This is a genomic window from Arthrobacter sp. MPF02 (genome assembly GCF_046605375.1).
In the GTDB taxonomy this organism is placed as follows: domain Bacteria; phylum Actinomycetota; class Actinomycetes; order Actinomycetales; family Micrococcaceae; genus Arthrobacter.
Map to the genome: position 1 here is coordinate 3617481 of NZ_CP176772.1, position 12394 is coordinate 3629874.

12 protein-coding genes and 1 pseudogene are annotated in these 12394 nt (G+C 65.6%); 10 read left to right on the forward strand and 3 right to left on the reverse strand.

Annotation, left to right across the window (positions count from 1 at the left end; translation table 11 throughout):
- The first annotated feature begins 52 nt into the window (after positions 1–52).
- From ACLH0K_RS17140 to ACLH0K_RS17165, 6 genes are all read left to right on the forward strand, one after another.
- A complete protein-coding gene (locus ACLH0K_RS17140) occupies positions 53–670 on the forward strand; it encodes a uracil-DNA glycosylase (RefSeq protein WP_411374726.1) in 618 nt (205 codons plus the stop codon).
- A gap of 8 nt (positions 671–678) precedes the next feature.
- Positions 679–816, forward strand: coding sequence for a hypothetical protein (locus ACLH0K_RS17145; RefSeq protein ID WP_411374727.1), 138 nt, complete (start codon positions 679–681; stop codon positions 814–816).
- 68 nt (positions 817–884) lie between these two features.
- Positions 885–1589, forward strand: a complete 705-nt coding sequence (locus tag ACLH0K_RS17150; protein ID WP_411374728.1) for a FadR/GntR family transcriptional regulator — start codon at positions 885–887, stop codon at positions 1587–1589.
- A 25-nt stretch (positions 1590–1614) separates the two neighbouring features.
- Complete coding sequence (locus ACLH0K_RS17155) at positions 1615–2661, forward strand: asparaginase (RefSeq protein WP_411374729.1); 1047 nt, start codon at positions 1615–1617, stop codon at positions 2659–2661.
- Between the two features lie 39 nt (positions 2662–2700).
- Positions 2701–4116, forward strand: coding sequence for an aspartate ammonia-lyase (locus ACLH0K_RS17160; protein WP_411374730.1), 1416 nt, complete (start codon positions 2701–2703; stop codon positions 4114–4116).
- Between the two features lie 13 nt (positions 4117–4129).
- Positions 4130–5641: an amino acid permease gene (locus tag ACLH0K_RS17165; protein WP_411374731.1), complete on the forward strand. Its 1512-nt coding sequence runs from the start codon at positions 4130–4132 to the stop codon at positions 5639–5641.
- An 88-nt stretch (positions 5642–5729) separates the two neighbouring features.
- On the opposite strand, the gene ggt is transcribed toward ACLH0K_RS17165, so the two are convergent.
- Positions 5730–7589, reverse strand: coding sequence for a gamma-glutamyltransferase (ggt, locus tag ACLH0K_RS17170; protein WP_411376513.1), 1860 nt, complete (start codon positions 7587–7589; stop codon positions 5730–5732).
- A 193-nt stretch (positions 7590–7782) separates the two neighbouring features.
- Between ggt and ACLH0K_RS17175 the strand changes: the two genes are divergently transcribed.
- Positions 7783–8274 carry a universal stress protein gene (locus ACLH0K_RS17175; RefSeq protein ID WP_411374732.1) on the forward strand — a complete coding sequence of 164 codons (492 nt, stop codon included), beginning with the start codon at positions 7783–7785 and terminating at the stop codon, positions 8272–8274.
- Positions 8275–8401: 127 nt separating this feature from the next.
- Positions 8402–8905 (forward strand): annotated as a pseudogene (locus tag ACLH0K_RS17180) (low temperature requirement protein A); the annotation flags it as partial.
- A gap of 242 nt (positions 8906–9147) precedes the next feature.
- Here ACLH0K_RS17180 and gluQRS read toward each other — a convergent pair.
- Positions 9148–10026, reverse strand: a complete 879-nt coding sequence (gene gluQRS, locus ACLH0K_RS17185) for a tRNA glutamyl-Q(34) synthetase GluQRS (RefSeq protein ID WP_411374733.1) — start codon at positions 10024–10026, stop codon at positions 9148–9150.
- 321 nt (positions 10027–10347) lie between these two features.
- On the opposite strand from gluQRS, the gene ACLH0K_RS17190 reads away from it, so the two are divergent.
- Positions 10348–10815 carry an Lrp/AsnC family transcriptional regulator gene (locus ACLH0K_RS17190; RefSeq protein WP_411376514.1) on the forward strand — a complete coding sequence of 156 codons (468 nt, stop codon included), beginning with the start codon at positions 10348–10350 and terminating at the stop codon, positions 10813–10815.
- A gap of 68 nt (positions 10816–10883) precedes the next feature.
- Positions 10884–11057 carry a hypothetical protein gene (locus ACLH0K_RS17195; RefSeq protein WP_411374734.1) on the forward strand — a complete coding sequence of 58 codons (174 nt, stop codon included), beginning with the start codon at positions 10884–10886 and terminating at the stop codon, positions 11055–11057.
- On the opposite strand, the gene ACLH0K_RS17200 is transcribed toward ACLH0K_RS17195, so the two are convergent.
- Positions 11054–12031, reverse strand: coding sequence for a hypothetical protein (locus ACLH0K_RS17200; protein WP_411374735.1), 978 nt, complete (start codon positions 12029–12031; stop codon positions 11054–11056). The two genes, ACLH0K_RS17195 and ACLH0K_RS17200, sit on opposite strands and share 4 nt — an antisense overlap.
- Between the last annotated feature and the right edge of the window lie 363 nt (positions 12032–12394).

Below are 12394 nucleotides of genomic sequence, written 5' to 3' on the forward strand. Positions count from 1 at the left end.
GAGTGGCTTAAGACGCCTGATTCTGGACGACTTTGCCGCTAAGGGAGACATCGTGACGATTGATTGGGACGAAAAAAAGGCCCTGCTACAGGAACCGAACATCGCGAAGGTAACCCAACTTTGCGACGAACTGATGGAAAAGAAGCCCGGATCAATCGTCCCGTACATCGATCCCGTGCACGACGAGGACGAGTGCCGCATCATCAGCCTGCAGGGCAGCCCCGGCAAGGGCACCCAGTCCGGCTTCGTCTCCCACTACAACGACGATGAAGCTGCCCGGCGCGCCACCCAGATCTACGAACTGGCCGAACTCGATCCCCGCTATGTGATGCCGTGGAACGCGTACCCGTGGGTTCGCGAGCCTGGCAGCCCCTCGGCACTGAGCGTGCAGGAAAAGACCGACGGCCTTCGGCCATTCCGGCAGTTCCTGAAAATCAACTCGCGCGTCTCAGCCATCATCGCCCATGGCACGGATGCCTCCACCTTCCTCACTCTCTACGAAAAGACCTACCACTCGGCCCTGAAGAACGACGGCATCAAGATTTACAAGGCGACGGCCCTCGGTGGCCGGGCGTTCGCCGTTTCCGAGGCCAAACAGGAAGAACTGCTGGCCAAGAACGTCGAGACATACAAAGACGCGATGCAGCGCGCCGGCATCCAGCATCTCTAACGCTTCACATGCAGGACGTTCTCGTCTGGCTCCTCGACGGCCACGCCGCCATCCGCTGGCAGGTCCTGCGAGACTTCGAGGATGCCTCCCCTGATGACAACCTGACGGGAAAGGGTGACCCGCCGTCGTCGTTCCTTTTGTTGTAATTGACGACGGCGAAGGCCGTCCCTGACTTGCAATTGACACCTCCTGTGACCGGTGCCATATTTAAAGCGTGAACCTGTCAGACAGCCGGACAGCAGGACAGCCTGTGGTCCCCCTCGCGCGGCTCAGCGCTGCAGAGGCGGTATTCAATGCCATCCGCGGCGACATCGAATCCGGCCAGGTTCCGGTGGGCACAAAGCTCAGCTCCGAAGCCACCCTGGCGCAGCAGTACGGGGTGAGCCGCTCCGTGATCCGTGAAGCGCTGCGCTCCTGCACCGCACTGGGATTGACACAAACCAAGACCGGCAAAGGCACCTTCGTGGTCGCGAACAAGGTGGCCAACGATCTCACCCTCGGCCAGTATTCGGCGCGGGACCTCACGGAGGCCCGCCCGCACATCGAGGTCCCCGCCGCAGGCCTTGCTGCCGAACGCAGGACGGACGAGGAACTCGAGAACCTCCGCGACATCATGGCCGCCATGGCCACTGAGACTGATCCGGAGTCCTGGGTTTCCCTCGACTCCACCTTCCATGCGGCAATTGCCCGCGCCAGCGGCAACAAGGTGTTCGCCAGCGTGGTGGCGGATATCCGCGGTGCCCTCGCGCACCAATCGGAAACCCTGAACATGGTGGCTGACCGCCAGCATGCCTCGGATATCGAACACCAGCGGATCCTCACCGCCATCGAAGCGGGCTCCGCAGAGGACGCACGCGCCGCCATGGCTTTCCACCTGGACGCCGTAGGCCAGGCACTCGACTCCATCCTCAACAACTAACCAAGCAACCACCCCCTAGGACTCCATGCCCTCCCCAGCGTTTTCCGCTGCCCGCACCGCTGCCCCGGCCCTCCAAAGCCTCCCGCAGCACGTTCCCCTGGTCGCCGCCGTCCGCGACGGACTGGTGGAGAGCATCCACTACGGCTCAGCCGTAGCCCTGGCGCCTGACGGAACAACACAGGCCACCGCGGGAGATCCCGACGCCCCCTTCTACCCGCGGTCCTCGCTCAAGCCGCTCCAGGCCGTCGCCATGGTCCGCGCCGGACTGGACATCCCGGCAGACCTCCTCGCCCTGGCAGCCGCCAGCCACTCAGGCGCGGAACAACACCGCGACGGCGCCCTGCGCATCCTCGAGCTACACGGCCTCAGCGTCACCGCACTCGAAAACAGCACTGACCTCCCTTACGGCGCCCGCGAGCGCGAAGAATGGCTGCGCGGCGGCGGCAGCACCACCCAACTCACCCAGAACTGCTCCGGCAAGCACGCCGCCATGGCCGCCACCTGCGTCATCAACGGCTGGCCCGTCCAGGGCTACCTCCGCCCCGACCACCCCCTGCAGCAACTCGTGCGGGACACCGTTACGGAGTTGACCCACGAGGAGCCGGCCGCCGTCAGCACAGACGGCTGCGGCACCCCGCTCTTCGCCCTGACCCTGCACGGCATGGCCCGCGCCTTCGCCCGCATCGCCCGGGCAGCCGCCCTTGGAAGGGATGACGACCGCGGCACTGTCCTAAACACAAGCAGCCCGGAAGCCGCCGTCGGGCTCGCCATGCAGCAGCACCCGGACATGGTGGCCGGGGAAGGGCGCGACGTCACCGCCCTCATGCGCCTGCTCCCGGGCGCCGTGGCAAAGGACGGCTTTGAAGGCGTCCAGCTGGTGGGCCTGGCGGACGGCAGCGCCGTGGCCGTGAAAATTTCCGACGGCGGTGACCGCGCCCGGATGCCAGCCACGGTACGCCTGCTGGAATCGCTCGGCGTGGACAGCGCCGGACTCGCGTCCATCGCCACCGTTCCCGTGCTGGGCGGCGGCCACCAGGTGGGCCTGCTCCAGGCCACCGACTTCCTGAAATAGAACTGTCCAGACCCGTCAACGAAGCCCCGTAAGGACCCCATGACCATCACCGAAACCGCGGCACACGTCCGCTCAGAGCACGACCTGCTCGGCGACCGCGACGTCCCCGCCGACGCCTACTGGGGCGTGCACACCCTGCGCGCCGTGGAAAACTTCCCCATCACCGGCCAGAAGCTCTCCTCCAACATGCACCTGGTCCGCGGCCTCGCAGCGGTGAAGCTCGCCGCAGCGAGGACCAACCGCGAACTCGGGCTGCTCGACGCCGAGCGGGCGGAAGCCATCGGGCAGGCCTGCCAGGACATCCTGGATGGTCGGCTTGCCGACCAGTTCGTGGTGGACGTCATCCAGGGCGGCGCCGGAACGTCGTCGAACATGAACGCCAACGAGGTCATCGCCAACCGTGCCCTGGAAATCCTGGGCCACCCCAAGGGCGACTACGCCCGGCTGCACCCCAACGACCACGTCAACCTCAGCCAGTCCACCAACGACGTCTACCCCACCGCCGTGAAGCTGGGCACCATCTTCGCCGCCCGGGAACTGCTGGACGCCCTGGCCGAACTCGAAGGAGCCTGCGCAGAGAAGGCACTCGAGTTCCGCACTGTGGTGAAGATGGGCCGCACGCAGCTGCAGGACGCCGTGCCCATGACCCTGGGCCAGGAATTCGGCACCTACGCGGTGACCATCGGCGAGGACCGGCTCCGCCTGGCCGAGGCCGAACTGCTGATCCACGAGATCAACCTTGGCGCCACCGCCATCGGCACCGGCCTGAACGCGCCGGCCGGCTACGCCGAGGCAGCCTGCCGGCACCTGGCTGCGATCACCGGCCTGCCGCTGGTCACCGCCGTCGACCTCATTGAGGCAACCCAGGACGTGGGCGCCTTCGTGCATCTGTCGGGCGTCCTCAAGCGCGTGGCCGTCAAGCTGTCAAAGATCTGCAACGACCTCCGCCTGCTCTCCTCCGGCCCCCGCGCCGGCCTCGGCGAGATCAACCTGCCGGCCGTCCAGTCCGGCTCATCCATCATGCCCGGCAAGATCAACCCGGTGATCCCGGAAGTGGTCTCGCAGGTGGCCTACGAAGTCATCGGCAACGACGTCACCATCACCATGGCCGCCGAAGCCGGGCAGCTCCAGCTCAACGCCTTCGAACCCGTCATTGTCCACAGCCTCCACAAGAGCATCTCCCACCTGGAAGCAGCCTGCCGCACCCTGACGGCCCGCTGCATCCGCGGCATTACCGCCAACACCGAACACCTCCGCCTCACCGTGGAGCAGTCGATCGGCCTGGTCACAGCCCTGAATCCCCACCTGGGCTACGCCACCGCAACAGCCATTGCCCAGGAAGCCCTGGCCACCGGCAAGGGCGTGGCCGAACTCGTCCTCGAGCATGGGCTCCTCACCGCTGCCCAGCTTCAGGAACTCCTCAGCCCCGAACGCCTCGCGAACCTCAGCAAGTAGCCAAAAGGACCCCATGTCGAATTCCCCCATCACAGACCACACTGTTCCCCCGCAGGCGCATGCCACCGAGCAGGCCCTGCACGCGGAGGACAAGGGTTACCACAAGAACCTGAAGCCCCGGCAGATCCAGATGATTGCCATCGGCGGTGCCATCGGCACGGGCCTGTTCCTCGGCGCCGGCGGACGCCTGAACGCCGCGGGCCCGTCGCTGGTCCTCGCCTACGCTGTGTGCGGTTTCTTCGCGTTCCTGATCCTGCGGGCGCTGGGTGAACTGGTGCTGCACCGCCCGTCCTCCGGCTCGTTCGTGTCCTACGCCCGTGAATTCTTCGGCGAGAAGGCCGCGTTCGTTTCCGGCTGGTTCTACTGGATCAACTGGGCCACCACCACCATCGTGGACATCACCGCGGCGGCCCTCTACATGAACTTCTTCGGCAACTACGTCCATTGGATCGGCGCCGTTCCGCAATGGGCCTGGGCACTGATCGCCCTCGTGGTGGTCCTCGCCCTCAACCTTGTCTCGGTGAAGGTCTTCGGCGAGATGGAATTCTGGTTCGCGCTTATCAAGGTGGCCGCGCTGGTGGCCTTCCTCATCGTCGGCACCTACTTCGTCATCTTCGGCACCCCGGTGGCCGGCCAGGAAGTGGGCTTCAGCCTGATCACGGACAACGGCGGCATCTTCCCCAACGGCCTGCTGCCGATGATCATCCTCATGCAGGGCGTCCTGTTCGCCTACGCGTCCATCGAACTGGTGGGCACCGCCGCCGGTGAAACCGAGAACCCCGAAAAGATCATGCCCAAGGCCATCAACTCCGTGGTCTTCCGGATCGCAGTGTTCTACGTCGGTTCGGTCATCCTGCTGGCACTGCTGCTGCCCTACACCTCCTACCAGGCAGGCGTCAGCCCGTTCGTGACCTTCTTCGGTTCCATCGGCATCCAGGGCGTGGACGTCATCATGAACCTCGTGGTCCTCACCGCCGCCCTGTCTTCGCTCAACGCCGGCCTCTACTCCACCGGCCGCATCCTGCGCTCGATGGCTGTGAACGGCTCCGCGCCGCAGTTCGCCTCCCGGATGAACAAGGCCGGTGTTCCCTACGGCGGCATCGCCATCACCGCCGGCGTTTCCCTGCTGGGCGTCCCGCTGAACTACCTGGTCCCGGCCGAGGCCTTCGAGATTGTCCTCAACGTCGCGTCCGTGGGCATCATCATGACTTGGGCCACCATCGTCCTGTGCCAGCTGCAGCTCAAGCGCTGGGCGGACAAGGGATGGGTCAAGCGCCCCTCCTTCAGGATGTTCGGTGCCCCCTACACGGGATATCTTTCGCTGCTGTTCCTCATCGGCGTCCTGGTGATGGTCTTCATCGATTCGCCGCTGACCATGCTGGTGACGGCCATCGCGTCCATCCTGATGGTGTTCGGCTGGTACGCCTGCCGGAAGCGCATCCACGAGATCGCCGAAACCCGCAAGGGCTTCACCGGCACCGCTCCGGTGGTCGCCAACCCGCCGGCTGACACGTTCAAGAAGTAGCGGTTCCAAACGTCCGACGGCGGCACCCGGGTTCCTGGATCAAGGAACCGGGGTGCCGCCGTCGGGGTTAAAGTGCCCTGTTTAGGGGCTACCGTGACGGTTTGACCACCAGGGCCGAACCACCGCCGCGCCGGACGGGCTCGGCCGCGGCAACCGTCCTGCCGCCCGGCAGGAACTCGATGGCCGTTGCCGCACCTATTTCCGCAGCGGATGTACCGGGCTGCCCGGCAGCGGTGAAGGTGTGGCCGTACTGCGACTTGAGAGCCTGCCCGTACGGCGCATCGATGAACGCCTGTTCTGCCGTGACGTTGGCGGTGTTCCGCTGGGTGGCGCGCGGGGCAGCCAGTGCCTCGTCGATGCTCATGCCCAGGTCAATCCGGTTGATCAGCGTCTGCAGGACCGTGGTGATGATGGTCGAGCCGCCCGGGGAACCCAGCGCCAGGAACGGCTCGCCGTCCTTGAGCACGATGGTGGGCGACATGGACGAACGCGGCCGCTTGCCGGGCTCAATCCGGTTTGGATCGGTTGGGTTGTACACGGGCGAGAAGTCCGTCAGCTCGTTGTTCAGGATGAATCCGCGACCCGGAACGGTGATGCCGGAGCCGCCCGTCTGCTCGATGGTCAGGGTGTACTCCACCACGTTTCCCCACCTGTCGGACACGGTGAGGTTTGTGGTGTTGATGTTCTCCGTGTCCGCAGCATCACCGAGCGCTGCGGGCGTTACCGGGCACACGCCGTCGTAATTCCTGACGTCGCCTGCGGGCACTGGCTTGGTTGCCGCCCTCAGTGGACTGATTTCGCAGGCACGCTCCTTGCCGAAGACCGGGTCGAGGAGTGCCTTGGTGGGCACCTTGACGTAAGCGGGATCGCCCACATATTTGCCGCGGTCCGCGAAGGCAAGGGCAGTAGCCTCCAGGTAGTGATGGAGCACCTTGGCCCTGTCCGCCTTCAACGCGGGCAGGTCGAATGTCTCAAGGATGTTCAGCGCCTCGCCCACAGTGGTGCCGCCGCTGCTCGAAGGCGCCATGCCGTACACGTCGTACCCCCGGTAGTTCACGTGCGTGGGGTCCTGGTCCAGGACCTCGTAGTCATCGAGGTCCTCCTCCGTCATAACCCCGGCCGGCCCGGGAACAGGAACTTTGGGATCAGTGGAAGACGGCGCCTTCCGCACGGTGGTTGCGATCTCTTTTGCCAACCCTTCGTCATAGAACTCGTCCATGCCTTCCCGGGCCAGGAGCCGGTAGGTTTCGGCCAGGTCCTTATTCTTGAAGACTGAGCCCACCGCGGGCGCATCGTTGTTCGGGCCGGGCAGGAAGAGCTTTCTCGTTGCCTCGAAGGGCAGGAAGCGCTCCTTGTTTTCGAGGGTTTGCAGGCGGAAGGTCTCGTCCACCACAAAACCCTTTTCTGCTACTTCGATCGCCGGCTCCAGCACCTTCGCCAGGTCCTTCTTGCCCCAGCGTTCCAGTGCCCTTTCCCAGGTGGCGGGGGTGCCCGGCACACCTACCGACATGCCGCTGGTTGCCTGCTTCTTGAATTCGTAGGCCTCGTTGGTGCCGGGCTTGAGGAAGGCGTCCCGTGGCATCGCCTCAGGCGCGGTCTCGCGGCCGTCGAGGGTATACACTTTCTCGCGCTTCGCGTCGTAGTACACAAAGTATCCGCCGCCGCCGATGCCGGCGCTGTACGGTTCGGTGACGCCGAGGGTGGCTGCAGCCGCAACAGCGGCATCAACAGCGTTGCCGCCCTTGCGGAGAATTTCGAGGGCTGCGGCGGAGGCGTCCAGGTCCACGGTGCTGACGGCGCCGCCGTATCCGGTTGCCGTGGGGATTTTTTCGACGTTGTCCGCCCAGTGCTTTTGGTGGGCGGAGGCTGGGCTCGTTAGTGCCCCGGTGGTCACGCTCATCGCCAGCGCAGCCGTAATGGCTCCTAGCCGGCGTCCCAGATGTGGCATGGTTGCTCCTGATGGGGTGCGGGTGAGGTGGCTCACACGCTACTCCTCGCGGCTGGCGCCCTCAATGCCAAACTGCAGGTAACGGCCCCCTTGACGCCCTCCGGGCCCAGGTCTATGGTCAGCCCCATCCTGGTGGTTCGACGATGGGGCGCCCGGGTGCCGCCGTCGTCCGTATTCCTTCTTAAGGAGAACCATGATGGACAATCCGGAAGCAAGAATCGTTGTGGGCGTGGATGGTTCCAATTCCTCGGTGGAGGCCCTACGGTTTGCAGCGCGACTGGCGCCCGCCCTCGATGCGCGGATCCAGGCCGTGGCCTGTTGGGATTTTCCGCAGATCTATGCGGGATACGTCCCGCCGGACTTTGAGGAGTTTGAAGCCGCGGCCGCCAAAACCGTAGCGGAAGCACTTGGGAAGGCTTTCGGTCCGGACGTCCCGGCGAACATCAGCCAGGATCTGGTCCGCGGACCCGCGCCTGCCAAACTGGTGGACGCCAGCGCAGGCGCAGCGATGCTGGTTGTGGGCCGCCGCGGCCACGGCGGCTTCCTCGGCATGCATCTCGGATCCGTGAGTTCCGCATGCGTTTCGCACGCCGCCTGCCCGGTCCTGGTGGTCCACACCGATGACAAGCACCGGCCGCACCATCTGTGGAAGGGCTCCAGGGGCGGCGAGGCCCAGAAGCTGTAGTCGCGCAATCCGGCCCGCGTAATGCAACGCTCCCGCAACCTCCGCACGGGAGCCGATCGCCTATGCTCTGCACAGCGGCATAAGGCGCCGGCGCTTGCCCGTCCGGCAGGTAGACCAGCGCAGTTCAATGACGAACCACCACGGGAGAAACACGCCGCTGGAACTCTTTTTTGACCTGACCTTCGTCATTGCCTTTGGCGTGGCCGGCAGCCAGTTCGCCCATGAGATCGCCGAGGCCCACCTGGTGCCGGGACTGCTGGGCTTCGGGTTCGCGATGTTCGCGGTGATTTGGGCCTGGATCAACTTCACCTGGTTCGCCAGCGCCTATGACACGGACGACTGGGTATTCCGGGTTGTCACCATGGTGCAGATTGTCGGGGTGCTGATCCTCACCATGGGGATTGAACCGATGTTCCACTCGATCGTCGAGGGCCACCACGTGGACAACCGGGTGATCGTCGCCGGCTACGTGCTGATGCGGCTCGCCCTGGTGGCGCAGTGGATCAGGGCCTCACGGCAGGACCCCGCCCGGCGGGAAACCTGCCTGCGGTATGCGAGGTACCTGGCAATGGTGCAGCTGGGCTGGGTCGCCGTGCTGGTGCTGGAAACCGACGTCCCCACCACCCGCCTCACCTGGCTGTACAGCGTGATGATGGGCGCGGACCGCACGGTGATTGCGGTGGCCGCTGGCATCCTGGTGGTTCTGGCGGGCTCGGTGGGCCTCGCTGCGCTGGGCGCCTCGGTCCCCGTCTGCATGCTGGTGATGGTGCTTGCCCTTGCGGCCTCCATCGTCATCGACGAACGCAGGGGCAGCGAACGCCTGCACACCGCCTTGCGGAAGCGGAAGAGGCCCCACACCCGGCCTAGCCGCCCTCAGGCTTTCCACACCCAGGGTTGCTTCGGCAGCCGGTCAGGATCAAAGGAGGCAAGGGCCTGCTGCAGGGTTCCCGGCGGCAGGCCGAGTGACACCAGGAGCCGGTTCCGCACGTCCTGCACGGACACCCCCGTTTCCGCCAGGTCGGCCAACGTGACGGCACCGTCGCGCTTCGCCAGCCGGGCGCCGTCGTCATTGACCACGAGCGGAACATGCGCGTATTCCGGCAGCGGAATGTCCAAAAGCGATGCCAGGTAGGCCTGCCGCGGCGTGGACGGCAGGAGGTCATCACCGCGGACCACCTGGTCAATGCCCTGGGCCGCATCGTCCACCACCACCGCAAGGTTGTAGGCGGTGACACCGTCGTTGCGGCGGAGCACGAAGTCGTCAACCACGCCCGTATATTCTCCGTGCAGCACATCCCGGACGGTGTACTCCTGGACGCCTGCCCGCAGCCGGACGGCCGCCGGCCGGGTGGACCGCTTGAATTCCAGTTCGGCAGCATCGAGGTTCCGGCAGGTCCCCGGATACGCACCTTGCGGAGCATGCGGAGCGGACGGCGCTTCCTGGATTTCCCGGCGCGTGCAGTAGCACTCGTACGTCAGGCCTGCCTGCTGAAGGCGCCCGATGGCGTCCTCGTAGAGCGTCCCGCGGGCAGTCTGCCGTACCGCATCCCCGTCCCATGTCACGCCGACGGCCGCCAGGTCCCGCAACTGCAGCGCTTCCGCGCCCGCCCGCGCCCGGTCCAGGTCCTCCACCCGGAGCAGGAACCGGCGCCCGCTGGACCTGGCAAACAGCCACGCCAGGATGGCGGTCCGCAGGTTGCCGACATGAAGCTCACCGGAAGGGCTGGGGGCGAAGCGGCCGGCGGAAGTCATGGCTCCAGCCTAAGCGGGAACAGCACAAGAGCCCCTCAGCTACCGATGGTCCGGGCATCCGGTGATCGGTGGCTCAGGGGCTCTTGCCGTGAAAAGCGTGCGGAATGACAATGCGTGAACAAGAGTCAATCAGCGGCAACCTCCTTGCGGGAGGCGGTCTGCAGCGCCCGGGTGGTGTGCCGGAAAAGCCAGTAGCCGGTGGACTTCGGCGGTAGCCTTGGCCCTGTTGCCAACATTTCAGCAGCCGCCCTACAGTTGGTGCAACCGCGACTGCTTCAACTGGTCAAATTGCCTAAATCATCGTGGGCAGAGAAGGAGGAACTGATCAATTTGCTGGAACTGGACACAACGGAAAAGCGGATTCTCCGGGCATTGGACGAAGATCCCCGGGTGCCCATCATGGTGCTGGCCCAGCGGCTCGGCCTGGCCCGCGGCACCGTGCAGTCCCGGTTGGAACGGATGGCGTCCTCCGGCGCGCTCCGCGCCAACAGCAGCCGCGTACTGCCGGCGGCGCTGGGACGCGGTGTAGCGGCTTCCGTGAGTGCCGAGCTCGACCAGAGCCACCTTAACGAAGCCATCGCGGCCTTGCAGGAAATCCCTGAAGTCCTGGAGTGCCATGCGCCGGCAGGTGATACCGACCTGCTGATCCGGGTGGTGGCCACCAGCCCCGACGATCTCTATCGGGTTTCGGAGGAGATCAGGTTGTGTCCCGGCATCGTCCGCACCTCAACCAGCATGTTCCTCCGGGAGGTCATTCCCTACCGCACCACCGGGCTGCTTGCCGATTGACGGCCACCCGGCCCGCTACACCGGTGGCCCGGCGAACCGAACAGCCGCTGCGCCTCCATGATGGTGGGATGGTCCGACACCCGGTTCTCGAAGTTGCCGGACTGGCGGCCGTCCTGGCCGGGATGCCCGGCGCCCAACTCCGGACCTTCCTGCAGGGCATGGGCACCAGCGGCATCATCATGGTGCTGCCGGGCGTTGTCCTGCTGGTAGAGCAACTGCTGCCACTGCTCGCGGCGGCTTAGTCGTCGCTGAGCTTCTTCCAGTCCTGCTCCCAGATCCGGCGCATCTCCTCGTCCTTGCGGATCGGAATGGGCGCGGCGATCTCACGCTGGGGCTCGGGATCGGGCCGGCGCTTTCCCCAGTCACGCGGATTCAGTGACCGGCGGCTGGATTCCAGCAGCAGCAGCGCCCGGTCAGTCAAGGCATCGTTCCGCAGCACCAGGTGCGTCTTGCGACGGCGCAACACCTCGCCGATGGCCTGGTGCGCGGCCTCGTACCGCCCTTCGCGTCGTAGGGCACGCGCCCTGACCAGCAGCAGCGCCGCGGAAAGATCGTCCGCATTCAGGAGGCCGTCCGTCCAGTCGATCACGGTCCGGCTGCGGCCCAGCGTCAAGGCAAGCGAGCATCGTGCCAGCGCCATGGGGAGCGACGGCGGCAGTCCGGTCAGTGCGTCCAGCGCAGCTTCCGTCCGGCCGGTTTCGCGCAGGGCATGGGACAGCGCCAGGAATACCGATTCCTCGCTGAAGAGGACCGGCACCTCGACCCGTTCGGCGACTTCGATCCGGGTGACAACCCGCGTGAGGTACGTGGACGAGTAGCGGTTGGCGTCGTCCTCGTTGCGGGTGGTCAGGCCGCGCTGCAAGAGTTCCGAGGCGCGCAGGTAGCCGCCGTGCTGGTATGAGAGCAGTCCCGCCATCAGGTAGCAGAGGCCCGCCCAGCCTGGGTGGGCGCGGGCCAAGGTGATCAGCCGGTCCGGTTCCCGGCTGCTGAAGACAGCTTCGTGAACGGCCTTGGCAGGCTTGGGCAGGAGGAGTTTCAGGCGCGGGACTTCGCCGTCGACGGCCAGCAGTGCGGGATTCCGTCCGCCCAGGACGCCGTTTAGCAGGCCGCCTACTCCGCCGGCGAGGTCATGGACCGGTGTGCGGACCAGCGGATGGCCGAAGGGAGTGAGGTCACGGCTGTCCCAGTAGATCGGTGCAGTGTCCCCGGCGGTCATCTTTCCATGTTAACCGGGCCGCCCGGGCCGGCTAACCCCTTGTCCGATCAGCCGTTTTCAGGAAAAGTGGCATGCAGACCTGCTGTCCAGGCTTGGCATTAACCCCGCCGAGCTGCTGGGCAAACTTCCTGGCGGCCTCGGCAACAAACTCGGAGGTCTGGGCAACTAGCGGGTCATCCCCGTATCGCCGTCGGCCTCCAGCAGCTTCCAGCTGAAGGTCCAGTCGGCGGGCCTGGATGTCCGCGGGCCGGTTGCTGCTCCATGCGGCCTGGTAGTTTCTGCATCCAGGCCGCAATATGTTCCCGTGCTGTATCAGGCTCAGTTATGCCATTTGTTCTACGCCTGGGTTTCGCCGTGGTGCAA